Origin of the sequence: Caballeronia grimmiae, from assembly GCF_000698555.1 — a bacterium.
GTDB classification, from domain to species: domain Bacteria; phylum Pseudomonadota; class Gammaproteobacteria; order Burkholderiales; family Burkholderiaceae; genus Caballeronia; species Caballeronia grimmiae.
The window spans coordinates 32197-56292 of the sequence record NZ_JFHE01000029.1; the positions used below are offsets into that span (position 1 = coordinate 32197).

A 24096-nucleotide genomic window follows, 5' to 3' on the forward strand; every position below is an offset into this window, starting at 1 on the left:
CGATACATCGGTCGCCTGCCATGCAAGAATGACTGTCATATTGGCGGCGTATCATGGAACGATGCGAGACGGTCCGCCGATTCAGGCGCATACGCCGTCGGTCAACTAGGGGAGAAGCGCGGTGGATGATCTGGACGATCTGGACGGCGTGACACAAACGACGGCAGCGGGACTGATACGCCTTTCATCGGTGCTCGCGGCGCTGGCGCGCGACGGCGCGGTGGACACGCGCTTCGGCGCGAAGCTGTTCAAGCGGCTCGACAAGGAAGCGCGGCGGGTCGCGCAACGCGGCGACGAAGCGTTCGACGGCGCCACGCGCGAGTCGCTTCTAGCGGCAATCGGCGAACTCGATCTGGCGCTGCGCCAGCGCGATGCAGCCTCGCTCGTCGAAGCCAACGCGCGGCTGCGCGAGCAGGAAGAGGACGCGCCGGCGAAGCGCCGCAAGAGCAAAAAGGAAAGCAACGCCTGAAAGGGAAATCGAAGTCAGGCGCAAAACGTGCTGTATGGCGGACGATCCATTCATCGAATCGCCATGTCCGTGAACTTGTATTCCCCTCATTGCGCCGTGTGGACGAACCGCAGCGTCGACGTCGAGGTCCAGAACTGGCGCATCCTGGTTGTCGATGACAACGCTTCCAGCGCGGAAGCCCTCGCCGCGGCCCTGACCGCGGATGGTTTCGATACACGCGTCGCGCTTTCCGGCGTCGACGCGCTGCACGCCATCGACGGCTGGGTGCCGCACATCGTCGTCCTCGATATCAGCATGCCCGAGCACGACGGTTTCGCGACCGCGCGCGTGCTTCGGCGCATCGCCCGGACGCGCGACGCGGGCATCATCGCGTTTACTGCGCTCGGCGAGGAACTGGTGCGCCAGCAAGGCCTGAATGCTGGGTTTGACGCCTACTGCCAGAAGGGCAACTCGCCCGCGACGCTGGTCAACCTCATGCAGCGCCTCGTTCACTGAACACCCGGTTGCGCACCCCGTTGCGCAAAAACATTATTCTGTCCCCGCGTAACGGCGGGGCAGCAATGGCGCGTGCGTTCGTCCCCCGAGAGCCCTATGCCACACGGCAGAGCGCGTTTTCAGCACATTCGTGCGGCCAGCGATTGTTGGCTCACGGTGAAAAGTGTATTGAAAGATATCGGGATAAAAAAACGATAGTAGGGGTATACACTGCATTACATCGACGTAGCAGACAGTTTCTCGCCATCCGCTGCGGCGCTTTCTGACACGAACGTCTACCGTCTTTGGAGCACACCATGAAACGCAATCTGATCGCTACCCTGCTTATCGCTGTTTCCGCCTCGATCGCCGCGCCCGCTTTTGCGAGCGGCTACGGTCCGGCTCCGTCCTACCGTCCGTCTGTCGGCGCACCGGCTTCGCAACAAGGCCCGAGCGCACAAGCCATCGCCGCTGAAGAAAACGCGCACGGCATCGACGCCAACGCGTTCGGCGGTTCCCGCGACTCGCTGGCTCAGTCGGGCAACCGCTCGCAAGGCACCAACAGCACGAACTCGATCTACTTCGGTCACTGATCGAACCGGTCTGGCCGGATGATCCTCCGGCCCTGAAGACTGAAGCGACCCATTCGGCGCCCGTTGCAGCAGACTCAAAAGGTCTGTGCGCAACGGGCGCCGATGCATTTCAGCCCGCGTCGACGAGCGCGCCGCGCATCACGCTGGCAAGCTCGGACGCCACGAATTTCGACACATACGCGTTCGCACCGACCTTGCGCACGTGCTGCTCGTTCGCCGACCCGGACAGCGACGAGTGAATCACCACCGGAATGCGCTGCAGGCCGGTATCCGCCTTGATGCGCCGGGTCAGCGTGAAGCCGTCCATTTCCGGCATTTCCAGATCAGTCAGCACGAGCGCGATTTCGTCGGACACATCGGTGCCGTACTTGCGCGCCTTGTCGAGCGCCGCTTCGAGCACTTCCCACGCCTCTTGCCCCGTTTTCGTCATCACGTACGGAACGCCCATCGCGGTCAGGCTCTGCTCGATCAGCGCCCGCGCGACGCCGGAATCGTCCGCTGCGAGCACGCGCGCGCCGGGCTTCAACTGGAGACGGCCGGTGCTCGCCTCGGTGATATCCACGTCCTGCCCCGGCAACACATCACGCACGATGCGCTCGACATCCAGCACTTGCGCGAGCCGCGTCCCGTCGACATTGCCGTCCAGCCGCGCGAAGCTCGTCACCGTGCGTCCGCCCGAATGCGATTCCGCCGACAACACCTGATTCCACTCGAGCCGCACGATATCGTCGACTTCCTCGACCGCGAAACCCTGCGTCGTCCGCGCAAACTCCGTGACGAGGAGAATCTTCGGCCCGTTCTTCGGACGGCATCCGGTGATGCGCGCCAGATCGATCACGGGGATGATCTGCCCGCGAATATCCGCGACGCCCAGAATTTCCTCGCTCGATCCGGCGACGGCCGTGATCGACGGCATCGCCAGAATTTCGCGCACCTTGAATACATTGATGCCGTAAAGCTCCCGCTGCTCCGAGCCCGGCGCCTCGCCGAGCCTGAACAGGAGCAACTCGAACATGTTGCTGCCCGCGAGCCGCACGCGCTGCTCGATATCCTGCTGTGAATTGCTCATCTTGTCCTCTTTGTGGGCGGGAACGGGCGCACGCGCGCCTCGTTCCGCCGCGTGCAACCAGTGGCGGTTCCGCGCGCAGGGCGCACGGCGTTCGCGGATTGCTGCTTTTTCCGCGCGATGCCTGATTAGCGGCATGGTTCGGCGAAACTGAAGTCGGGCAAAGCGCGTATGCCGCCGCCGGGCTTGATCTATACTTTTTCCCAAATGGTCGGGTTAATGCCGATGAAGGCATCGCGTCGGAAGCCTTACGCTCGACAGCAGGCGCAGCAACGCATCGCGGATACAACGAAGCGCGCGCTCACCGGCCATCGCCGGGCCGGCGAACACGCGAAGCCAACGGAGGCGGTCGATGGCAACAGTCGCAGAAGTGCTCAACGCAAAACCGGACCAGACGGTCTATACAGTCTCCGAGACGTCGCCGGTCTACGACGCGATCAAGCTCATGGCCGACAAGCACATCGGCGCGGTGCTCGTCACGCAGGGCGAGGAAATCGTCGGCATCATGACCGAGCGCGACTACGCGCGCAAAGTCGTGCTGATGGACCGGTCATCGAAAGAAACGCCGGTGCGCGACATCATGACTTCGCACGTGCGTTACGTGCGCCCCGACCAGACCACGGACGACTGCATGGCGCTCATGACCGACAAGCGCATGCGCCATCTTCCGGTGATCGACAACGGCAAGCTCGTCGGCATGATCTCCATCGGCGATCTGGTGAAGAACATCATCTCCGAACAGCAGTTCACCATTCAGCAACTCGAGTACTACATTCGCGGCGAACACACCTGAGCATCGCATCGAACGTTCGGCTTGCGCTGAAACTGTAAGCGTATCGTTATAATCGGCAGGGTTCGCCGGCCACCTCGCCGGCGCGCGCAAACACGCGACGACCGCAAGGAGCGCTGCCGATGAACGTGCCCGCCGAATCCACCGACGCCGCCCCGATTGCTCAAAGCGAGCAACGCGCACGCGCGCTTTCGCCCGGCGCGCCGTTTTTCGTCGTGATGAACGCAGGCTCGGGCCGCAAACAGGTCGATGAAACCCGCGCCGTCCTCGAACGCGAGCTGGGCGGAGCCGGCCGCCGCTTCGACCTCTCCGTCGTCACCGATCCGCGCGAACTCGCCGCGACCGCGCGCAAAGCCGCCGAGCGCGCTCGCACGGACGACGGCGTGCTCGTCGGCGCGGGCGGCGATGGCACGCTTTGCACGGTGGCCGAAGCCGCCCTCACGGCGGGCGTGCCGTTCGCCGTGCTGCCGCGCGGCACGTTCAATTACTTCAGCCGCGATCACGGCATTCCCGCCGATCTCGACGCATCGACGAAACTTCTGCTCGAAGCGCGCGCCTATCCGGTGCAGGTCGGCTATGTGAACGACCGCATGTTCATCGTCAACGCGAGTCTCGGCCTCTATCCGAAGCTGCTCGAAGATCGCGAGACGTACAAGCAACAGTTCGGGCGCAGCCGTCTGGTCGCGATGTGGTCGGCGCTCTTCACGCTGCTGCGGCGGCATCGGCATTTGCGCCTGCATATCGAGCATGAGGGACGCACGCGCGAAGTGCGTTCGTCGACCTTGTTCGTCGGCAATAACCGATTGCAGCTGGAGCAGATCGGCATGGCCGAGGCGAAGGCGGTGGAATATGGCTTGCTCGTCGCGATTGCGCCTCGGCCCGTTGGCCGGCTCGCGCATTTGATTCTCACGCTGCGCGGAGCGGCGGGCCGCCTGAGCGATTCGGACCACGTGATGAGCTTCACCTTCGACCGCATCACCGTGGCGCGGCCAACGCGGCCGAAGGACAAGCGCCGCCGCATCAAGATCGCGACCGATGGCGAAATCGCGTGGCTCGACCTGCCGCTCGAATTCCGCGTGTCCGAAAAGCCGCTGTTGCTCCTGAAGCCCGAACCCGCCGTGGCGGAAGCCAATCGCTCATGACCTTGCTGCTGCAGATTTCCGATCCGCATTTCGGCACCGAGCAGCCTCGGGTGGTCGCGGCGCTGTCCCGCCTCATCGAGACGATGCCGCCCGATCTCGTGATCGTCTCCGGCGACATCACGCAACGCGCCCGCAAGCGCCAGTTCGCGGCGGCGCGCGCGTTCTTCGATACGCTCGGCGCGACGCCCGCGCTCGTCGTGCCCGGCAATCACGATATCCCGCTCTTCAACGTGTTCGCGCGATGCTTCCAGCCGTACGCGAATCATCAGCGCGCGTTCGGCGCGGAACTGGAGCCGTCGTTCGAATCGCGCGATGTGATGGTGCTGGGCGTCAACACGACGCGGCCGTATCGGCACAAGGACGGCGAAGTGTCGATGCAGCAGGTGAAGCGCGTCTCGGCGCGGCTCGAGTCGGCGACTGCGCGGCAGTTGCGGATCGTCGTGACGCATCAGCCGGTTGCCGTCACGCGCGCGCAGGACGAAGACAATCTGCTGCACGGACGCGAGCGCGCGGTGCCGCGCTGGGCGCGAGCGGGCGCGGATCTGATCGTCGGCGGGCATATTCACTTGCCGTATGTGCTGCCGCTCCACGATACGTTCGCCAATCTGCCGCGCCGGCTATGGGCGGTGCAGGCGGGCACGGCGCTGTCGTCGCGCACGCGGGGAAGCATCGGCAATTCGGTGAACGTGATCCGCTATTGCGTCGATGCAAGCGATGCCGCCGGGCGGCGCGTCGTCGTCGAACGATGGGACTACGCCGACACCGGCGACCGCTTCGAGCAGCGCGCGAAGCACGACCTGGCGCTCGATGGCGCGACGCAAGCGGCGGCGGTGACGTCCGCCGGATGACCCGCCGCCCCGGGCACGCGCGCTGCGCACATGACAGAATGGACGCCGCCACGCCACCCGCCCCGGAGCCCCGATGACCTTCGAACTGACCATGCTTGCGTGGACGCTCGTCCTCGCCCTGGTGCAAGTGCTGTTGCCCGCGTTCGTGCGCAACCGCGAGACGGGCATCCGCTACAACGCCGGCCCGCGCGATGGCCCCGCGCCGCCGCCCGGCAAGCTGACCGGCCGCCTGATGCGCGCGCAGGCCAATCTCTTCGAAACGCTGCCCGTGTTCGCGATCGCCGTGCTGATCGTCCATGTAACCGGACGCGAGAACGCGCTCACGCATTCCGGCGCGCTGACCTATTTCGGCGCGCGGCTCGTCTACGTGCCGCTGTATGCGGCGGGCGTGCCGTTCGTCCGGTCGCTGGTGTGGCTGATATCCATCGTGGGCATCGTGCAGGTGCTCGTCCCGATCATCTGAGGCATACGGAGTCCGCATGACCGATTCACCATCGACCGTCGAAATCGAAACCGCGCCGAATCCCGAGTTCGCCGTGATCCTCATGCACGGCCTCGGCGCGGACGCCAACGACTTCGTGCCGCTCGTGCCCGAACTGCGCCTCGCCGATGCCCCCGCCGTGCGCTTCGTGTTTCCGAACGCGCCGGAAATTGCCGTGACCGCGAACAACGGCTACGTGATGCGCGCGTGGTACGACATTCTCTCCTTCGAGGGCATCGTGAGGCGCGTGGACGAGGCGGGCATCGATGCGTCGGTGAAAAGCGTGCGTGCGCTGATCGCGGAGCAGAACCGGCGCGGCATCGCCTCCGAGCGCATCTTTCTCGCGGGCTTCTCGCAGGGCGGCGCGATGACGTATCAGGCGGGGCTCACGCATCCGGAGCGGCTCGCAGGGTTGATCGTGCTGTCGGGCTACATCCCGTCGAAAGGCTTGATCGATGCGTCGGTCAGCGAGGCCAACCGCCATGCGCCGGTCTTTGCGGCCCACGGCGCATTCGACGACGTGCTCGACGTGCAGCTCGGCCAGGACGCCTGCGAGTTCGCACGCGAACTGGGTTGCACTGTCGACTGGCATACCTATCCGATGGCGCACACGGTCTGCATGGAAGAAGTCGAAGCGCTGCGCGAATGGTTCGGCGCGCGTCTCGCGGCTGCGAAAAGCTAGTTCCCGGCGATGAGCGACACCATTTCGCGCCGCAATTCGGCCGGACTGACCGGCTTGCTCAGCACGTCGTGTTCGCACGCGAGCGGCACGATGGTCGCCGCGGGTTCGCCGGTCACGACGAGGCAAGCGCACGCGCGCCCGAGCCTGAGCGCGGCGAGCATCGCGACTTCGCGCGCCGTCTTGAAGTCGCGCAGCCGGTAATCGGTGATGATGAGGTCGGGGAAGCGTTCGATCGTCTCGAGAATCTCCTCGTATTCCTCGAAGGTCGCGGCGGAGTCGTAGAGCACGCCCCATTGCGCCAGCAGCGCTTCGGTCGACGCGCGCACGAGGCCATCGTCTTCCACGAGCAACACGTAACGCCCCTCCAGTTGCGCCGCTTCCGCCGCCTCCGTGCGCGCCGGCGCACGGCCCGCAGGCGTGTCGGGCGACGGCCCGCACTGCGGCATCTCCAGCGAAAAACGCGAGCCGCGCCCCTCGGCGGACTTCAGTTCGATGCGATGTTCGTCCAGCATCGACACGACCGCGTTGACGATCGACAGCCCCAGCCCCAGACCTTTGTCGCGATCGTGCTCCGGGTTGTCGAGCTGAAAGAACGGCTGAAAAATTGCGTCGAAATAATCGGCAGGAATGCCGATGCCGTTGTCGAGCACGTCGATGCGCGCACGCGTCGGCGACCGCACCACGCCCACGATGACCGTCGGCTTCGTCTGCTTGCCCGTGTCGGCGTACTTGATGCCGTTCGACACCAGATTCGCGACCGCACGGCACAGCCAGTGCGAGTCGCTCCGCACGCAGACGACGTCGTCTTTCGGCAGACGCAAGCGCAGGTCGACGCCGCGGCTCGCCGCAAACGGGCGCAACTGCTCGGCTGCTTCCTCGACGATCTCCCGCACGTCGAACACGTGGTAGCGCGGCACGACGCGCCCGGATTCCAGCCGCGACAGGTCGAGCACCGCGTTCAACAGCCGCGCGAGGATGACCGACGAGCGCCCGCATTCGTCGATCAGCCGCTCGGCCTGCGCGAACTCGCCGTTGCGGATGGCTTCGGCGGCGGCCTGCAAAAACAGGTTGAGCGCGTGCATCGGCTGGCGCAGGTCGTGCGTCGCGGCGGCCAGGAAGTTCGACTTCTCGCGGCTCGCGGTCTGCGCGGCGATCATCTGTTGTTCGCGCAAGGCGAGCAGCGCGTGCGTCTTCGTCTCCTGATCCTTCTTCGCCACTTCGAGTTCGCGGTTCTTGCGCTCGAGCGAGCCGTTCGCGGAGCGCAGTTCGTCATTGAGCGACGCGAGCGCGCGCTCGGCCAGATAGCGTTCGCGCGATACCCGCTCGGCGTGCGCGCAGACGCCGTGGCCCACGACGACCACGTTGAACATATAGAAGAGGCCCGCGAAGAAGTCTTCCGGATTGAGCAGGCGCACGGTGATCTGCAGGAACACGACCGCGGCCATCGTGACGACGCCGACCATCAGCGCGAGCCGCGAGCGCAGGTAGAAGAAGCTGAACTGGAAGAAGAGCGCCAGATACAGCCCGATGAAATACTGCGTGTAGTTATAGGGCGCGGGCGTGATGGCGACCATCGTCAGGATGAGGCACAGCAGCCCGTAGATGCCGGTGAGGATGACCCGGTGCGCCATCGCGTGCGATCTGAACGACGGCCGCAGCACCAGAAAGCCGACGCAAATCAGGAGCGCGACGCCCGCGAACCGCAGCGCCAGGATGTCGGCGAGGCGCACGTTGAGCGCCTTGTTGCCGCGCACGAAGCTGAAATCCCACCACAGGAAGCACGTCCAGATGACGAGCGCGAGCAGCGCCGATGCGCGCCGAAACGCGCAGAAGCGCTGGCTGTGGTCTTCGAGAAATTGCGCTTCGAGCGCTGCGTCGGCGAACGGCGCGGGAATCGACAGATTGCGCACGAGGCTCGCGCCGGCTTCACGCGCGGCGGCGGCGAGCATGCCTCGGGTGCGCACGGTGGCGGCGCGTTGCGGAACGGCCATCGTCGGGGCCCGGTCGGGCGAGAGCGGAGGGAATAACTACTTTAGGCTACGGCGATCGGATAGAAACGTCTTTTTTGCCGGGCGGCGGACTTTTCGGGTGCTGTGCGCGAGCGGGCGGTGCGCAGAAATGCCGAACGGCGAGCGCTTGACAAGGTGCTCGCCGTTTCGAAGGACAGCCACGATCGATGCCCGGCGCAACGCGGGCGCTGCGCGTTCAGCGCATGCTCACGACTTCGGTTTGGCCTTGGTCGTGCGTTTCGTGACGCTGGTTTCCTTGGCGCCCGTGCTTTTGGTGGTGGACGCTTTGCTGCCGGCTGTCTTTTTGCGGCTGGACATTTCCGTTTCGGCGGGATGGCTCGCCTGAGCCTTGCGTGGCGATGGCATGAGGGACCTCCTTCAGTAAGTGTCGAAGCGACACACTGATAACCATAGGATGCGGGTAGCCGCTATTCAAGCGATCGCGGGCGGACGCGCGAAAAAGCTTCTGAGAGCGAAGCATTTCGATGCGGCCCGCCGCCGCTTTCTTGGCCGCCGCTTCATAGCCGCCGCTTCACAGCCGATACTTCGCAGCCGATACTTCAGCCGATCAGCTTCAGCCCCGCCGGCAGCGTTTCGCCGAACACGCGGCCTTCGTCGGCGCGATCCAGCGCGACAGTCTCGCGGACCATCGCGATCCACGACTGCGCCGCGCCCATCGTCTCCAGTCGTTCGATGACGGCGGCGCGAACCTCGTCGGACACGTCGCGAGAGCGGTCGCCCGTCATGCGCGCGATCTGCACGGCCGCGAACGCCGCCGGCTCGACCTTTTTCCAGTCGAGCGCGAGGATCGTCTTCAGCCACGCCTCGGCGATGCCCGGCGGCACGACGCCATGCGCGCTGCCATAAAACGGCTGCCGCGCGCCGATGCGTCCGACCGCCCACCAGCTCTGCAGATTCTCCGACGGCTTTTTCAGGCGCGTGAGCAGCCACTCGCCCGCCTCGATCTTGCGTTCGACCGGCACGCGCTCCAGCGATGCCGCGAGCCGCACCATGTCCTCGTAACCCGCGCGGGCCGCACCCGCCGCACGGCGGTAACGGCTCGCGCCGGGCGGCTGAAGGAAGAACGCCATGTCGTCGAGCAGGCGCAACTGCGCGGCTTCGTCGAGACCGCCGGCGGCGCGGCGCCAGAGCGTCCACCATTCCGACCAGACCTGGTTTTCGTTGACGTACTGAATGCCCTGATCGAAAAGCGTCCACAACTGCTCGACGCGCCATTCGTCGAGCGGATGCCCGAAGCCCGGCCGCATGCAGTAGCCCGCGAGATTGAGCCACAGCCGCTCGTGATCGGCGGTGCGCCGGCGTTTCTTCGCGCGGTCCCACAGCGCACCGAAGAGTTCGCGCAGCAGCGCGATGTCCCATGTGTCGCGCGGACCGAGCGCCTCTTCCAGATGCGCGCGCAGGCGCTTCACTTCCTTGGGGCTGACGTCCTTCGCGCGCGTGCCGAAGGTCCGGTCGATCAGTTCGATGGCCTTCGGCAAGGCCGGATGCGTCTGCGGTTGCGTCTGCATCGCGTCGGCGTTCGGTTCGTCGCGGCGTAGCTGGAATTCGAGGAGCCAGCGTTTCGCGGGATCGTCGATGGCGATGCAGTGCATTTCCAGCGTGCCGACTTCGGTCAGCGATGTCGTCAGTTGCACGGGCGTCTCGCGCGGTCCGACGCTCGCACCGGCGCGCGCCTCACCGCGCGCATCGACGATGGTGGCGATCGGCGGCAGGCGCACGAAGTCGCCCGCCGATGCGCTCACGTCCGCGATCTCGCCCGCCTTGTACGCGGTATCCGCCACCGACGAGACGAGGTGAAAACGCACCGGCGAGCCGAGCCTCAGCGCGAAGGTGCGATCGGCGAGATGAATCGGCTGGCCTTCTTCGGTGCCGCGCGGCAGCACGCAGACGCCGCGCGTGGCGTCGCCTTCCTCGTCGAGGAGCAGGAAATAGCTGCGCGCCGATCCGCCGCCGATCTTCGGCGCATGACCCGCACGCGCGAGCGCATACGCGACCGCACCGCGCGCGACGGCCACGTCCGGATGGTCGTTGGCGAGCACGTGAACGGGCGCGCCGCGCCAGTTGCCGAGCGTATCGGCGATGCGGCGTGCAAGCGGCCCGGCGCGAAAGACGCCGCCGTTCAGGAGCAGGGTGTCGGGGACGGCGAGCGGGGGCGCATCGCGTGCATCCGCGCCGCTTTCTTGCGCGGCGTCCGCTGGCTCATCTTTGCTCAACGCTTCGCGCGCCTGCGTCGCGTGCTGCGCGAGAAACGCGGCGACATGGCGCGTGATGGCCGGATCGCTCGCGTACGGCAGCCCGAACTCCACGAGCCCGCCGCGCGCCCGCCCCGGCCGCTCGTTGCCTGAAACCAGCGGAAAAAAGCCCTCGACGATGATCCGCTCGATTTCCTCGCGCGTCACTTCCGCCGAGCGCGCGCCGCCGATCAGCTTCGATCCCGCGCCGAGCAGCGTGATCGACGTGGACGCCGGCGCGTGCTCATCCAGCAATTGTTCCTTCGCCGCGCGGCAGCGTTCGACGAGTTGCGACAAACGCGCCGCGGACAGACGCCCGTCATCGCCCGCGAGCCGCTTCTCGACGAGATGCGCGAGCGCGAGGTCCATGTTGTCGCCGCCGAGCATCAGATGGTTGCCGACGCCGATGCGCGTCAGCAGCGGCTCACCGCCGGCGTTGGCGTTGGCTTCGACCTGAATGAGCGTGAGATCGGTCGTGCCGCCGCCGACATCGCAGATCAGCACGAGCCGCGTATCGGCGAGTTCGTCGCTCAGCGTCTCGCGATGATGAAACAGCCAGTCATAAAACGCGGCTTGCGGCTCTTCCAGCAGCCGCAGCGTTTCGAGCCCCGCCATCTTCGCCGCTTCGAGCGTGAGGGCGCGCGCGCCTTCGTCGAAGGAAGCGGGTACGGTCAGCACGACGTCCTGCGCATCGAGCGGCGCGTCGGGGAAGCGCTCGTTCCACGCCGCGTGGACATGCGCCAGATAGCTTGCACTGACGACCACCGGCGAGATCTTTTCGATGTCGTCGCCCGCGCCCCACGGAAGAATGGGCGCGAGGCGATCGACGGCCGCGTGCGACAGCCAGCTTTTCGCGCTCGATACGAGCCGCCCCGGCGCCTGCGCGCCGAGCGTCCGCGCGAACCTGCCGATGACGGCGGGCGCTTCCATCTCGCCCCACGGCAATTGCAGGTCTTCGGACTTGAGTTCGCCGGGCGCGAAGTGATAACGCAATGACGGCAGCAGCGGTTGCGCCGCGACCTCGCCGGCGGCGATCAACTGGTCGACCTCGAAGATGCGGATATCGTTCGAGCCGGACGCCGCGTAAGCGACGACCGTATTGCTCGTGCCGAGATCGATGCCGACGCGAAAGCGCGCCTGCACCGGCTTCTTCTTGCGCGCGGCGGACACTTACAGACCCATGCCCTGATCCGCGCCGACGCTGCCGCGCACATCGAATTCGACTTTCCAGCGTTCCGGCGAATTGCGCGGCAGCGCTTCGAGTTCGAGCGTGCCGGCTTCGGTCACGCGGGCGTGCAGCCTGACCGGCACGACTTCGCCGGACGTACGGCCTTCCGTCGGCAGCGATGCTTCGATTTCTTCGAGCTCCTGCAATTCGTCCGGCTGCCAGTAATCGAGCAGCGTGCCGACGGTGTCCTGCCGGCGCACCGACGATCCGAAAAAGCGGAACCGCACCGGCTCCCCGACGACGAGCCCGAACTCCTGCGCCGGCAACGCGGCTTCGGTGCCTTCTTCCATGCCGAACGGCGCGACGCATAGCGCCTGCACGGGCGGCTCCAGGCCGGGAACCGCCGGCATCGCCGATTCGACCGCGATGTAATAGGCCCGCGCCGTGCCGCCGCGAATCCGCACGCCCTTGCCGCGCCGCACGTAGCCGTAATAAGCGGCTCCGCGCGCGACCGCGAGATCGAGGTCCGCGCCTTCGAGCAGCCGTGCGGCGGGCGCGTTCTCGGCGGCGAGCCACGCGTTGAGCGTGGTCATCACGCGCTCGACCAGTAGCGGCGACTTGAACACGCCGCCGTTGAACAGCACGGCGGTCGGGTGAAGCAGCGTCGCACCGGCGGGCGTCTCGTGCTGCAAGCCCTCCACTTCGGCGAGCGCATTCACCTGACGGCCGAGGAACGCGGCAAGGTGACGTGTGACGGCGGCGTCCTGCGCGTACGGCAGGCCGAGCTGCGTCAGACCCACGCGCGCACGGCTGACGGGACGCGCGGCGGCATCGACGTGAGGGAAGAAGCCTTCGAGCAGAATCTGCGTCAGTTCGGCGCGCGTGAGTTCGGTCCGCAGCGATCCGCCGATCAGCTTGGACCCGCGGCTCGGCACCACGAGCGGCACGGTGTCCGTGTTCGGATCGGACAGCAGCGTTTCCTTCGCCGAACGGCACGCGTAGGTAAGCGCGCGCAGTTGCCACGGATCGGGCTGCGTGCCTTGGGTTGCGAGCTTGCGCGCGACGACGTGCGCGAGCGCGAGATCCATGTTGTCGCCGCCGAGCAGGATGTGCTCGCCGACCGCCACGCGATGCAGCTCGAGATTGCCTTCGCGCTCGACGACCGCGATCAGCGACAGGTCGGTCGTGCCGCCGCCGACATCGACGACGAGAATCACATCGCCCACCTGGACCTGCTTGCGCCAGCCGCCAGCGGACTTCTGAATCCAGCTATACAGCGCGGCTTGCGGCTCTTCGAGCAGCGTCATGCGGCCGTAGCCTGCGGTCGCGGCCGCTTCGGCGGTCAACTCGCGGGCGGCGGGATCGAACGAGGCGGGGATCGTCACCGTGACGTCCTGCTGATCGAACGGCGCATCCGGATGCGCGTAGTTCCACGCTTCGCGCAGATGCGTCAGATAGCGCACCGAGCTTTCGAGCGGCGACACGCGCTCGACTTCTTCGGGCGCATCGGCGGGAAGAATCGCCGCGCGGCGATCCACGCCGGGATGACAGAGCCAGCTTTTCGCGCTCGACACGAGGCGGATCGGCGTGCCCGCGCCACGGCTGCGCGCCAGTTCCCCGACGATGTACGGCCGCTCCTGCGTCCACGGCAGCGTGAGATCGCCCGGCGCGAGTTCGTTCGCATGGGGAAGATAAAGAAACGACGGCAGCAACTCGCGCTCTTCGGCGGCGCCGGGCGCGGTGAGTTGCGCGATCGGCAGCACGCCTTGCGTGGTCTTTTCGCCGTCGCTCGCGGACATGTCGACGTACGACAGCGCGCAATGCGTCGTGCCGAGATCGACGCCGATCGAAAAGCGAGCCTGCTCGCGATGCGGTTCGTTGTAATCGCTCATAGCTCCACCTCGGCGGGCGCGACGATGCTCGCGTCATGCGTCTGCGCGAGCTTCGGCAGGCGCGTTTGCTCGACCTTCCAGCCGCGATGGCTGATGCTTCCGTTGAACGGCGGCTTGCCGACGACGTTGCCCGTGAGCCGCACGGCGCTCGCATCGAAGCCATCGGGCAGGGTGATGCGGCTGCCTTCGGCTTCGCTGCGCACCGGCTTGATCGTGAAATGCTCGCGCAGCACGGCGCGGCAGCCATCGTGGACGAGTCGCGCAGCCGCGCCGATGTCCGCGTCGCCGTAATTGGCGATGTCTTCTTCGACGAAATCGATGAAGCGCGCGTCCCGTTGCAAAAGACCCAGCAACTGAAGCGCGGCGACCGGGTTCGCTTCCGTCAGCGGCGATGGCGCGGGCGTCGAAACCGGGGCCGCCGCGGGCGTCGGGACGTGCATGTCCGGCGCTTCCGGCGCATGTTGTGTTTCGCGCAGCCGCTGGACGCGGCCCGCGAAATTGCTGTTGCCGAGGATGCCGAAGAAGGCGCCGAAGGCAATGGACAGCCGGCCGAAGAAGGACGGATTCATGTCGGTCATATGTGATGCTCCTGTGTTCTTGTCGACCGCTCCGGGGACGACCTTATCCTCGGAGCGGCGCCGGTGGGCGTGTTCGGTGGCGCATCGGCTGGAATCGCGCCGATCGCCGTGGATGCTGTTCCAGATGCGCTGCCGCCTCGCGAAATCGTTGGGTGCAAGCGCACCGCATCCCGATATTGTCCATGATGTCGCGCATCGCGAGGGAAAACGCGCGGGGCGGCCCGTTCCGCCGCTGGCGGGCGCTCGCTGGCCGATGCCGCCCGGCTTCGGGGCGGGCCTCATTCTCGCGATTTGCGCGGGCAAGTCAAGGCGCGGCCCCGGCCGGTTGCGCGACGGCTCCGGGGACGCCTGACAATCGCGCCCGCCCGGCCCATCAGAAGCCCTCAAGCCCTCAAGCCCTCAAGCCTTATACCCGATCTGCCGCAGCAGGTCCTTCCGCCACCGCACGTCGTCCGCGCTTTCGACGCCGAGCGGCGGCAGTCCGTCCACCACGCCGATGATCCCGCGCCCCTGGTCCGTCTGCGCGACGAGCACTTGCGTCGGATTCGCCGTCGCGCAGAACACGCGGCAGACCTCGGGCACCGCCTTGACCGCATTGAGCACGTTGACAGGGAAGAAGCCATCGCCGAGAACGATGATGAAGCTATGCCCCGCGCCGATATTCTCAGCATTGCGCGTGGCCAGCTCGACGAGAGCCTCGTCCGTGCCCGACGCGCGCACCAGCCGCTTGCCCGATGCCTCGCAGAAAGCGAGACCAAAGCGGATGCCCGGCACCGCGCCGACGAGCGTCTCGTGCAGGTCTTCGACCGTCTTGATGAAATGCGACTGGCCGAGAATGAAGTTGGTGTTGTTCGGCTTCTCGATGCCGATGGCGAACAGTTGCATGGCGCACCTCCGTTTCAGGATCGCTGCATGGCAACCCTAATGGTAGGCGGTCGGCGCGCCATCGACGCTCCTATGCGCGCATGTCGAACCCGGCGAGATACGCCTTCGCGTCGCTGCCGTCCCATACGCGGCCGTCGCACAACGTCGAGATTCGACGCTCGGCGGGAAGCGCGACGCCTGCTTCCTGCGCCGCCTGCGCATACAGCGCGGTCTGGTTGACGGCTGCGGCGACGGCGTCGTCGTCGCCATTGCCTGAGAGCATGCCCCATCGACGATACTGCGTGATGAACCACAGGCCGTCGGACACGCGCGGATAGTTCACCGCGCCACCATCGAAGAAACGCAGCGGCGCGACGCCCTCGACAGGCCCGAGCCGCGACGCGATCAGCTCACGCGGCACGCCGAGCAAGCCGGACGCCGCCAGCGCGTCCGCGATTTCCAGCCGATGCTCCTGCGCATCCACCCATTCGCATGCGTCGAGCATCGTGCGAACGAGCGCGCGGGCCGTGTTCGGATACAGCGCGACGAAATCCCGCCGGCACGCGAGCACTTTCTCCGGGTGATCCGGCCAGATCTCGCTCGTATGGACGACCGTGCGCCCCGCGCCGCGCGCCTCGGCCACCGCATGCCACGGTTCGCCCGCGCAGAAACCGTCGAGCGCGCCTTCGACGAGCGCATCGGCCATGCGCGGCGGCGGGATCACGACGCTGCGCACGTCCGAAAGCGGATGCACGCCCTGCGTCGCGAGCCAGTAGTAGAGCCACATCGCGTGCGTGCCGGTCGGGAACGTCTGCGCGAGCACCGGGGGGCGTCCGAGCGACGCGAGTGCGTCTTTCACGCTCGCGCCCCGCTCGATGGCGTCCGCAAGCGGACTCGACAGCGTGATCGCCTGACCGTTGCGGTTGAGCACCATCAGCACGGCCATGTCCGCCCGCGGCCCGCCGATGCCCAGTTGCACGCCGTAGACGAGCCCGTACAGCGCGTGAGCGGCGTCGAGTTCGCCCGACAGCAGCTTGTCGCGCACCGCCGCCCACGAGGGCTGCCGGCACAGTTCGATACTGATGCCATGCCGCCGCCCCATGTCGCGCAAAGCGGCGGCGGCGAGCGGCGCGGCGTCGCTCAGGGCGACGAAGCCGAGCCGCACATGCGGGCGTTCGGGCGTGAGGCTGGCGGAAGGAGGCGTGACAGGCGAATTCATGGATGCTCGGGGTTCTTGATTACCGCAGCAGATCGGCAAGCGAAAGAAGCTGGCGCGCGATCTCGGCGACTTTGACGCCCTGATCCATCGCGCGCTTGCGTAGGGTGGCGTAAGCGTCGTTCTCCGACATGCCGCGCCGTTCCATCAGGAGCCGCTTCGCCCGGTCGATGACCTTGCGTTCCGCCAGTTCGCTTTCGACTTGCTCGAGCCGCTGACGCAACTGCGCTTCATGCGCGAAGCGGGCAAGCGCGACTTCGATGATCGGCGCGAGCCGCTCCGGCGCGAGACCTTCGACGGAATACGCGGTCACGCCCGCACCAACCGCCGCGCGGATGAACTGCTGGTCCGCGTCGTTGCTGAACATCAGCACGGGACGCGGCGCGGCCTTGTTCATCACCGCGAGCTGTTCGAGCGTGTCGCGCGAAGGCGAGTCCGTATCGATGATGACGACGTCCGGCTTCTGACTCTCCACGGCCGCATGCAACTGAGCGGGCGCGGCAGCTTCCGCGAGCATCTCATAGCCGAGACGCGCGAGCTGGTCGCGCAGATCGCCGATGGGCTTGTCGGTGTCGGTGACGAGAAGAACGCGAAGCATCGTGAGGCGTTTAGAGGTGTATCCGTTCGTTGGACTTTAGCGCGATGCACCTTCGCTGAACATCTGGCCGAATGGCATAGGCCGAATCACGCGGATCATGCCGCGTGCGCCATGCCGTGACCCTGGCGTTCGCGCTGCGCCGAAAATTCGGCGGCTTCGCCTATCGCCGCGCCCACGAAAATGACGGCGGGGCTGCCGAGGCGGGCGGCGGCTGCGTCGTCGGCGAGACGCCCGAGCGTCGTCACGAGCCGCTTCTCTTTCGACGATCCCGCGTGCTGCACGACCGCCGCGGGCGTCGTCGCCGGCAGCGCGTCGAGCAAGCTCTGCGCGATGCCGGCGATGCGGCTCATGCCCATATAGATCGCGAGCGTCATGCCGGTGGCCGCGAGCGCGCGCCAGTCGGGCTCGCTGTGATCCTGCATGTGCGCGGTGACGAACGTCACGCCCTGGCAATGATCGCGATGCGTGAGCGAAATGCCCAGGCCCGCCGCCGCCGCGAATCCCGACGACACGCCGTTCACGATATCGACCGTGATCCCCGCATCGCGCAAGGCGGCGATCTCTTCGCCTGCGCGGCCAAACAGCAGCGCGTCGCCGCCCTTTGCGCGCACCACGTGCAGCCCCTTTCGCGCATAACGCAGCATGAGGCGCTGAATGAACGCTTGCGGCGTGGACTTGCAGCCGCCGCGCTTGCCGACGCGAATCACGCGAGCTTGCGGCGCGAGCGTCACGATGTCCGCGTTGGCGAGGTCGTCGACGAGCAGGACATCGGCGGCGGCGAGCGTTTTCGCGGCGCGGATCGTCAGCAGGTCGAGATCGCCGGGGCCTGCACTGAGAAGGGTGACTTTTCCGGAGGTCATCGTCGTGTCGTGTTTGCTTGTATCGGGAGACGGTTCGACCCGGCGAACACGCAAAGCGTCCGCTCGTGTCGGGCACGAGGGACGCCATTGTCCTGAGTTCCATGTTCTTGTGTTGCCGCCAGCGCCGTTGCCGGTGGCGCTTTCACCAATGCAATAAGCGGGCCATTTCAGCGCGATAAGGCTTTACGGCATGTCCTTTTCTTGAACGCGCACCGATCATGCGCGAGACGCACCCGTGCGGCGCGTGGATGCCTCCATCGGGTGATCGTCGAACGGGCTAACCGGATCGTACAAAGTTCGGAGACACAAGCGACCACCGCACGTCATCAGTGCTGCGTCGCACCACGCCTGTGCCGCGCCGCATCACAAAGCTGCGTGATTGCGATGCCCGCGCTCAGTGCACGCATCGCGCAAAGCCATGCCGCATAAGGCTCTCAGCCTGATGCAACGCGCATGGCATAGGCCTTGCCTTTAGTCCTGCCATCGGATCAACGGCGATCCGTCCTGAACATAGCGCCCCGGCTTCGTAGAGCCAGACGGGCATTGGACAACGGCGTCCCCCGCATCTGGCTCGAAAGGCTCGGTGCGCGGGACGCCTTTCTTTTTGCGACCAAGAGAATGGATAAAGCCACCCGAATCGATCTCTTCAGCATGCGCAGTGCGCCGATGCGCGCGTTCCATCTCACGTGGATGGCGTTCTTCGTATGCTTCTTCGCATGGTTCGCATGCGCGCCGCTGATGCCGCTCATCAAGCGCGAATATGGCTTGAACGCGGATCAAATCGCGAACATCAACATCGCGGCGGTGGCGGTGACCATTCTCGTGCGTCTCGTCGTCGGCCCGATGTGCGATCGCTTCGGCCCGCGCAAGGTGTACAGCGCGCTGTTGCTCGCCGGTGCGTTGCCCGTGATCGGCGCGGCGCTGTCGACGGGATATGACAGCTTTCTCTGGTGCCGTCTCGCGATTGGCGCAATCGGCGCGAGCTTCGTCATCACGCAATACCACACGTCGGTGATGTTCGCGCCGAACGTCGTCGGCACCGCGAACGCGACGACCGCCGGCTGGGGCAATGCGGGCGCGGGCGCGGCGCAGGCCATCGTGCCGCTTCTCGTCGCCGCGGCGATCGTGCTGGGTGCGGGCGAGGCATCGGCATGGCGCATCGCGCTGATCGTGCCGGGCATCGCGATGCCGGTCATGGCGTTCTTCTACTGGCGCTACACGCAGGACTGCCCGCAAGGCGATTTCGCGGAGTTGCGCCGTGCGGGCATCGCCATCGACGGCGGCAAGAAAGGCGGCTGGGCCAGCTTCGTCACCGCCTGCACGAACTATCGCGTGTGGATGCTCTTCGTGACGTATGGCGCGTGCTTCGGCGTCGAAGTGTTCATCCATAACATCGCGGCCGTGTACTACGTCGATCACTTCAAGCTCACGCTCGGCGAAGCGGGCATGGCGGCGGGCAGCTTCGGACTGCTTGCGCTGTTCGCTCGCGCGCTGGGCGGCTGGCTTTCCGACAAGGCCGCCGCGAAACGCGGCCTCGATATTCGCGCGACGCTGCTGTTCGCGCTGATCGCGGGCGAAGGCATCGGACTCTATGCCTTTGCGCATGCGGGCAGCGCGGCGCTCGCCATCATCGCGATGCTCGTGTTCGGTCTCTTCACGCACATGGCCTGCGGCGCGACGTATGCGCTCGTGCCGTTCATCGACCGCAAGGCGCTCGGCGGCGTGGCAGGCGTGATCGGCGCGGGCGGCAACGTCGGCGCGGTGGCGGCGGGCTTCCTGATGAAAGGCGTCGGCGATGTGCAGCAGACGCTGTCGCTGCTCGGCGTGCTCGTCGCCGGTTCCGCGCTGTGTGCGCTCGCCGTGCGCTTCTCCCCCGAACACAAGGCGCGCGAAGCCGCGCTGCGCGAAAGCGCACTCGCCGTCAACAACAGCGTCGCCCACTGAGGCAAGGTCCAGTCATGAAAATCGTCGTCATCGGCCACGGCATGGTCGGCCACAAGTTCCTCGAGTGTCTCGCGCAGAGCAGCAACGATGCGCTGCATGTCACCGTCGTGTGCGAAGAGCCGCGTGCCGCATACGATCGCGTGCGTCTGTCGGAGTTCTTCGCGGGCAAGTCCGCGGACGATCTTTCGCTCGTCGAAGAGGGCTTCTTCGAGCGCAGCGGTTATGCGCTGAAGCTGAACGCGAAGGCCACGTCGATTGATCGCGCGGCGCGCACGGTCACGGTATCGACCGGGGAGACGCTTGCGTACGACAAGCTCGTGATAGCAACCGGCTCGTACCCGTTCGTGCCGCCGGTCGAAGGGCGGGAGCGCGATGGATGCTTCGTCTACCGAACGATCGAAGATCTCGAAGCGATGCAGGCGTTCGGCGCCCGCGCGAAAACAGGCACGGTGATCGGCGGCGGACTGCTCGGACTCGAAGCCGCGAAGGCGCTGCGTGACATGGGGTTGACCACGCATGTCGTCGAATTTGCGCCGCGCCTGATGGCGGTGCAAGTCGATGAAGGCGGCGGGCGCGTCTTGCGCAGCAAGATCGAAGAACTGGGCGTGACGGTGCATACGAACCGCAACACGCTTGCCATCGTCGATGGCGAAGACGCCGTGAATCGCATGAACTTCGCGGATGGCGGGCATCTCGACACGGACATGATCGTGTTCTCGGCGGGTATTCGTCCGCGCGACGATATCGCGCGTGCAGCGGGACTCGAGATCGGTCCGCGCGGCGGCATCCTCATCGACGACGCATGCCGCACGAGCGATGCGGACATCTACGCCATCGGTGAATGCGCGTTGTGGCAGGGCCAGTTGTTCGGACTGGTCGCGCCGGGCTACGACATGGCGCGCATCGTCGCAAAACGAATTATGGGCGACGAAGCCGCGTTCGCCGGTGCGGACATGAGCACAAAACTCAAGCTGATGGGCGTGGATGTCGCGAGCATCGGCGATGCACACGGCAAGACGCCGGGCAGCCGTTCGTACCAGTTCAGCGACGAGCGCAAGCAGGTGTACAAGAAGCTCGTCGTGTCCGGTTGCGGCAAGTATCTGCTGGGCGGCGTGATGGTCGGCGATGCAGCCGAATACGGCACGCTGCTGCAAATGATGCTGAACAGGATCGAGCTGCCCGAAGCGCCCGAGTTCCTGATCCTTCCGCAAAGCGACGGCAAGGCGAGACCTGCGCTCGGCGTCGAAGCATTGCCCGATGCCGCGCAGATTTGCTCGTGCAACAACGTGAGCAAAGCTGAAATCTGCGCGGCCGTGTGCGCGGGCGCAACGAGTATCGGCGCGTTGAAGAGCGCGTGCAAAGCAGGCGCGTCGTGCGGCGGCTGTGTGCCGCTCGTCACGCAGGTGATGAAGTCGGAGATGGCGCGTCAGGGACTCGCCGTGAACAACCATCTGTGCGAGCACTTCCCTTATTCGCGGCAGGAGCTGTATCACATTGCGCGCGTGGAAGGGCATCGCACGTTCGCATCGCTGCTTGCCAAGCATGGCAAAGGACTCGGTTGCGATATCTGCAAGCCGGCCGTGGCGAACATTCTCGCTTCGTGCTGGAACGAATTCGTGCTGAAGAAAGAGCACGCGAGCCTGCAGGATTCCAACGACTACTACCTCGCCAATATCCAGCGCGACGGCACGTACTCGGTGGTGCCGCGCATGCCGGGCGGCGAAGTGACGCCGGATGGACTCATCGCGGTCGGGCAGATTGCGAAGAAATACGGTCTTTATACGAAGATCACCGGCGGTCAGCGTGTCGATATGTTCGGCGCGCGCGTCGAGCAACTGCCGCTCATCTGGGAAGAACTGATCGCAGCGGGCTTCGAGTCGGGGCATGCCTATGGCAAGGCGCTGCGCACGGTGAAGTCGTGCGTCGGTTCGACGTGGTGCCGCTATGGCGTCGGCGATTCGGTCGGGCTCGCGGTCGAACTGGAGAACCGCTACAAGGGCCTGCGCACGCCGCACAAGATCAAGTTCGGCGTGTCGGGCTGCACGCGCGAATGCGCTGAAGCGCAGGGCAAGGACATCGGCGTTATCGCGACGGAGAAGGGCTGGAACCTCTATGTCTGCGGCAACGGCGGCATGAAGCCGCGTCATGCCGAACTGCTCGCGTCGGATCTCGATCAGGACACGCTAGTGCGTTATATCGACCGCTTCCTGATGTTCTATGTGCGCACGGCGGATCGGCTGCAGCGCACGAGCGTATGGCGCGACAACCTCGAAGGCGGCCTCGATTATCTGATCGATGTCGTCGTGAACGACAAGCTCGATATCGCCGCCGAACTCGAAGCCGAGATGCAGCATGTCGTCGACAGCTACGAGGACGAGTGGAAGAAGGCCGTCACCGATCCCGATACGCGCAAGCGCTTCCGTCACTTCGTGAACAGCGACGAGCGCGATGCGAACGTTCGCTTCGTCGAAGAGCGCGGCCAGATTCGTCCTGCGACGCCTGAAGAACGCACGATGAAGCGCATCGATATTCCCGTAGTCGTTGAAACCGTCTGAACGAGAGGACCACACCATGAACGATCGCATCGAACAGGACTGGACGCCCATCTGCGCACTCGACGACATCGTCCCGGACACGGGCGTCTGCGCGCTCGTCAACGGCGCACAAGTGGCCGTGTTTCACGTCGCGGGCGATTCGTCCGTGTATGCCATCGACAACTTCGATCCGCATTCGCAAGCGGCCGTGTTGTCGCGCGGCATCGTCGGGAGCGTGGGTGAGCGCATCGTCGTCGCGTCGCCGATCTACAAGCAGCACTTCGATCTGCGCACGGGCGAATGCCTCGAAGCGCCCGAGCGTTCGGTGAATGCGTATCGCGCGCGCGTCGCGGCCGGCAAGGTCTGGATCGCGGCATGAAGACCGAATACGCGGTTGCGGCTGCGGCGGGGGTGATGGCGCGTCAGCGGCTCGTGGTGATCGGCAATGGCATGGCGGGCATGCGCACCGTCGAGGAGCTGTTGAAGATCGCGCCCGACCTGTACGACATCACCGTGTTCGGCGCGGAGCCGCATGGCAATTACAACCGCATTCTGCTTTCGCCGGTGCTCGCGGGCGAGAAGCGCATGGACGACATCATCATCAATACGCGCGACTGGTATGCGGCGAACGGCATCACGCTGCATGCGGGCGATGCGGTCGTCGAGATCGATCGCGCGCGGCGCATCGTCCGTTCGGAGAACGGCGTCGAGGCGCAATACGATCGTCTGCTGATCGCGACGGGATCGAAACCGTTCATCATTCCGGTGCCCGGTTGCGATCTGCCCGGCGTGATTGCATTCCGCGATATACAGGATGTCGAAGTAATGCTCGAAGCGGCACGCGATCATCGTCATGCGGTGATCGTCGGCGGCGGTTTGCTCGGGCTGGAAGCGGCGAACGGCCTGCAGCGGCAGGGCATGTCGGTAACGGTCGTTCATGCGAGCGACAGCCTGATGGACCGTCAGCTCGATGCGAGCGCGTCGGCTTTGCTCAGGCGTTCGCTCGAGGAAAAGGGACTGCGTTTCGTGATGGCCGCACAGACGACGGAGATTATCGGCGACGAGCGCGTGCGCGCGGTACGCTTCGCCGATGGCACGCAAATCGACGCGGACCTCGTCGTGATGACCGCTGGCGTGCGCCCGAATATCGCGCTCGCGAAAGCAGCAGGCTTGCATTGCGATCGCGCTATCGTCGTCGACGATACGCTCCAGACCTTCGATCCGCGGGTGTATGCGGTCGGCGAATGCGTGCAGCATCGTTCCGCCACGTTCGGCCTCGTTGCGCCGATCTGGGATCAGGCGCGCGTGGCGGGCGCGCATCTCGCGGGCGCGGGGCATCGGCGTTATGTGCAGCGCGCGACCGCGACGAAGCTCAAGGTCACGGGCGTGGACCTGTATTCCGCGGGCGACTTCATCGGCGGCGACGATAGCGAAGACCTCGTGTTGCGCGATCCGCGCCGTGGCGTCTACAAGCGCGTGGTGCTGCAGGCGGGACGTGTGATCGGCGCGGTGCTATACGGCGACGTGAAAGACGGCGCGTGGTACTTCGAGCTGATTCAGAACCGCACGGATGTATCGCATCTGCGCGGGCGTTTGTTGTTCGGCAAGACGCTTTGCGAAGCGGGCGCATAGACAG

Annotated in this window: 22 protein-coding genes; 12 read left to right on the plus strand and 10 right to left on the minus strand. The window is 65.8% G+C overall.

What is annotated here, in order from left to right:
• The first annotated feature begins 121 nt into the window (after positions 1–121).
• The 3 genes from BG57_RS22895 to BG57_RS22905 all read left to right on the plus strand — a co-directional run bounded on the left by BG57_RS22895 (position 122) and on the right by BG57_RS22905 (position 1536).
• Positions 122–469 carry a hypothetical protein gene (locus tag BG57_RS22895; RefSeq protein ID WP_035968430.1) on the plus strand — a complete coding sequence of 116 codons (348 nt, stop codon included), beginning with the start codon at positions 122–124 and terminating at the stop codon, positions 467–469.
• Positions 470–496: 27 nt separating this feature from the next.
• Positions 497–964: a response regulator gene (locus BG57_RS22900; protein ID WP_308743622.1), complete on the plus strand. Its 468-nt coding sequence runs from the start codon at positions 497–499 to the stop codon at positions 962–964.
• A gap of 296 nt (positions 965–1260) precedes the next feature.
• On the plus strand, positions 1261–1536 hold the full coding sequence (locus tag BG57_RS22905) for a hypothetical protein (RefSeq protein WP_035968435.1): 276 nt from the start codon (positions 1261–1263) through the stop codon (positions 1534–1536).
• Between the two features lie 109 nt (positions 1537–1645).
• On the opposite strand, the gene BG57_RS22910 is transcribed toward BG57_RS22905, so the two are convergent.
• A complete protein-coding gene (locus BG57_RS22910; protein WP_035968485.1) occupies positions 1646–2605 on the minus strand; it encodes a chemotaxis protein in 960 nt (319 codons plus the stop codon).
• A 349-nt stretch (positions 2606–2954) separates the two neighbouring features.
• On the opposite strand from BG57_RS22910, the gene BG57_RS22915 reads away from it, so the two are divergent.
• From BG57_RS22915 to BG57_RS22935, 5 genes are all read left to right on the plus strand, one after another.
• Positions 2955–3395: a CBS domain-containing protein gene (locus BG57_RS22915; RefSeq protein ID WP_035968441.1), complete on the plus strand. Its 441-nt coding sequence runs from the start codon at positions 2955–2957 to the stop codon at positions 3393–3395.
• Between the two features lie 119 nt (positions 3396–3514).
• Positions 3515–4534 (plus strand): diacylglycerol/lipid kinase family protein, encoded by a 1020-nt coding sequence (locus tag BG57_RS22920; protein WP_035968443.1) that lies wholly within the window; start codon positions 3515–3517, stop codon positions 4532–4534.
• Positions 4531–5382, plus strand: coding sequence for a metallophosphoesterase family protein (locus BG57_RS22925; RefSeq protein ID WP_035968444.1), 852 nt, complete (start codon positions 4531–4533; stop codon positions 5380–5382). Before BG57_RS22920 ends, BG57_RS22925 begins: the two co-directional genes overlap by 4 nt.
• Before the next feature lie 73 nt (positions 5383–5455).
• Positions 5456–5845 carry an MAPEG family protein gene (locus BG57_RS22930; RefSeq protein ID WP_035968446.1) on the plus strand — a complete coding sequence of 130 codons (390 nt, stop codon included), beginning with the start codon at positions 5456–5458 and terminating at the stop codon, positions 5843–5845.
• A 16-nt stretch (positions 5846–5861) separates the two neighbouring features.
• Entirely contained in the window at positions 5862–6545 is a 684-nt protein-coding gene (locus BG57_RS22935) for an alpha/beta hydrolase (RefSeq protein ID WP_035968450.1), read from the plus strand.
• Here BG57_RS22935 and BG57_RS22940 read toward each other — a convergent pair.
• The 9 genes from BG57_RS22940 to cobA form a co-directional block, all read right to left on the minus strand.
• Entirely contained in the window at positions 6542–8536 is a 1995-nt protein-coding gene (locus BG57_RS22940) for an ATP-binding response regulator (protein WP_035968452.1), read from the minus strand. The two genes, BG57_RS22935 and BG57_RS22940, sit on opposite strands and share 4 nt — an antisense overlap.
• A gap of 225 nt (positions 8537–8761) precedes the next feature.
• Entirely contained in the window at positions 8762–8920 is a 159-nt protein-coding gene (locus BG57_RS33095; protein ID WP_160174742.1) for a hypothetical protein, read from the minus strand.
• 194 nt (positions 8921–9114) lie between these two features.
• Positions 9115–11976 carry an Hsp70 family protein gene (locus BG57_RS22945; protein WP_052005946.1) on the minus strand — a complete coding sequence of 954 codons (2862 nt, stop codon included), beginning with the start codon at positions 11974–11976 and terminating at the stop codon, positions 9115–9117.
• Positions 11977–13866 (minus strand): Hsp70 family protein, encoded by a 1890-nt coding sequence (locus BG57_RS22950; RefSeq protein WP_052005947.1) that lies wholly within the window; start codon positions 13864–13866, stop codon positions 11977–11979.
• Positions 13863–14444 carry a DUF2760 domain-containing protein gene (locus BG57_RS22955; protein WP_035968453.1) on the minus strand — a complete coding sequence of 194 codons (582 nt, stop codon included), beginning with the start codon at positions 14442–14444 and terminating at the stop codon, positions 13863–13865. The genes BG57_RS22950 and BG57_RS22955 overlap by 4 nt, the downstream gene beginning before the upstream one ends.
• A gap of 399 nt (positions 14445–14843) precedes the next feature.
• Positions 14844–15329 (minus strand): adenosine-specific kinase, encoded by a 486-nt coding sequence (locus BG57_RS22965; RefSeq protein WP_035968457.1) that lies wholly within the window; start codon positions 15327–15329, stop codon positions 14844–14846.
• A gap of 70 nt (positions 15330–15399) precedes the next feature.
• Positions 15400–16527: a CmpA/NrtA family ABC transporter substrate-binding protein gene (locus BG57_RS22970; protein WP_035968459.1), complete on the minus strand. Its 1128-nt coding sequence runs from the start codon at positions 16525–16527 to the stop codon at positions 15400–15402.
• A gap of 19 nt (positions 16528–16546) precedes the next feature.
• A complete protein-coding gene (locus tag BG57_RS22975; RefSeq protein WP_035968462.1) occupies positions 16547–17122 on the minus strand; it encodes an ANTAR domain-containing response regulator in 576 nt (191 codons plus the stop codon).
• Positions 17123–17217: 95 nt separating this feature from the next.
• Positions 17218–17982 carry a uroporphyrinogen-III C-methyltransferase gene (gene cobA, locus BG57_RS22980; protein ID WP_035968464.1) on the minus strand — a complete coding sequence of 255 codons (765 nt, stop codon included), beginning with the start codon at positions 17980–17982 and terminating at the stop codon, positions 17218–17220.
• Between the two features lie 618 nt (positions 17983–18600).
• Here cobA and BG57_RS22985 point away from each other — a divergent pair.
• From BG57_RS22985 to BG57_RS23000, 4 genes are read left to right on the plus strand one after another with little or no spacing between them, the layout of a single operon-like run.
• Positions 18601–19926, plus strand: a complete 1326-nt coding sequence (locus BG57_RS22985) for an MFS transporter (RefSeq protein WP_035968491.1) — start codon at positions 18601–18603, stop codon at positions 19924–19926.
• Positions 19927–19940: 14 nt separating this feature from the next.
• A complete protein-coding gene (nirB, locus tag BG57_RS22990; RefSeq protein WP_035968465.1) occupies positions 19941–22481 on the plus strand; it encodes a nitrite reductase large subunit NirB in 2541 nt (846 codons plus the stop codon).
• A gap of 16 nt (positions 22482–22497) precedes the next feature.
• Complete coding sequence (gene nirD, locus BG57_RS22995; RefSeq protein ID WP_035968466.1) at positions 22498–22839, plus strand: nitrite reductase small subunit NirD; 342 nt, start codon at positions 22498–22500, stop codon at positions 22837–22839.
• The gene (locus BG57_RS23000; protein ID WP_052005948.1) at positions 22836–24092 is read left to right on the plus strand and encodes an NAD(P)/FAD-dependent oxidoreductase; all 1257 of its coding nucleotides are present in this window, start codon (positions 22836–22838) and stop codon (positions 24090–24092) included. The genes nirD and BG57_RS23000 overlap by 4 nt, the downstream gene beginning before the upstream one ends.
• Positions 24093–24096: the final 4 nt, after the last annotated feature.

Excerpts from the sequence above, each read along its gene's own strand:
- BG57_RS22905 (WP_035968435.1), top strand. The coding sequence starts at position 1,261 with ATGAAACGCAATCTGATCGCTACCCTGCTTATCGCTGTTTCCGCCTCG.
- BG57_RS22910 (WP_035968485.1), bottom strand. The coding sequence starts at position 2,605 with ATGAGCAATTCACAGCAGGATATCGAGCAGCGCGTGCGGCTCGCGGGC.
- BG57_RS22915 (WP_035968441.1), top strand. The coding sequence starts at position 2,955 with ATGGCAACAGTCGCAGAAGTGCTCAACGCAAAACCGGACCAGACGGTC.
- BG57_RS22920 (WP_035968443.1), top strand. The coding sequence starts at position 3,515 with ATGAACGTGCCCGCCGAATCCACCGACGCCGCCCCGATTGCTCAAAGC.
- BG57_RS22925 (WP_035968444.1), top strand. The coding sequence starts at position 4,531 with ATGACCTTGCTGCTGCAGATTTCCGATCCGCATTTCGGCACCGAGCAG.
- BG57_RS22930 (WP_035968446.1), top strand. The coding sequence starts at position 5,456 with ATGACCTTCGAACTGACCATGCTTGCGTGGACGCTCGTCCTCGCCCTG.
- BG57_RS22935 (WP_035968450.1), top strand. The coding sequence starts at position 5,862 with ATGACCGATTCACCATCGACCGTCGAAATCGAAACCGCGCCGAATCCC.
- BG57_RS22940 (WP_035968452.1), bottom strand. The coding sequence starts at position 8,536 with ATGGCCGTTCCGCAACGCGCCGCCACCGTGCGCACCCGAGGCATGCTC.
- BG57_RS33095 (WP_160174742.1), bottom strand. The coding sequence starts at position 8,920 with ATGCCATCGCCACGCAAGGCTCAGGCGAGCCATCCCGCCGAAACGGAA.
- BG57_RS22950 (WP_052005947.1), bottom strand. The coding sequence starts at position 13,866 with ATGAGCGATTACAACGAACCGCATCGCGAGCAGGCTCGCTTTTCGATC.
- BG57_RS22955 (WP_035968453.1), bottom strand. The coding sequence starts at position 14,444 with ATGACCGACATGAATCCGTCCTTCTTCGGCCGGCTGTCCATTGCCTTC.
- BG57_RS22965 (WP_035968457.1), bottom strand. The coding sequence starts at position 15,329 with ATGCAACTGTTCGCCATCGGCATCGAGAAGCCGAACAACACCAACTTC.
- BG57_RS22970 (WP_035968459.1), bottom strand. The coding sequence starts at position 16,527 with ATGAATTCGCCTGTCACGCCTCCTTCCGCCAGCCTCACGCCCGAACGC.
- BG57_RS22975 (WP_035968462.1), bottom strand. The coding sequence starts at position 17,122 with ATGCTTCGCGTTCTTCTCGTCACCGACACCGACAAGCCCATCGGCGAT.
- cobA (WP_035968464.1), bottom strand. The coding sequence starts at position 17,982 with ATGACCTCCGGAAAAGTCACCCTTCTCAGTGCAGGCCCCGGCGATCTC.
- BG57_RS22985 (WP_035968491.1), top strand. The coding sequence starts at position 18,601 with ATGGATAAAGCCACCCGAATCGATCTCTTCAGCATGCGCAGTGCGCCG.
- nirB (WP_035968465.1), top strand. The coding sequence starts at position 19,941 with ATGAAAATCGTCGTCATCGGCCACGGCATGGTCGGCCACAAGTTCCTC.
- nirD (WP_035968466.1), top strand. The coding sequence starts at position 22,498 with ATGAACGATCGCATCGAACAGGACTGGACGCCCATCTGCGCACTCGAC.
- BG57_RS23000 (WP_052005948.1), top strand. The coding sequence starts at position 22,836 with ATGAAGACCGAATACGCGGTTGCGGCTGCGGCGGGGGTGATGGCGCGT.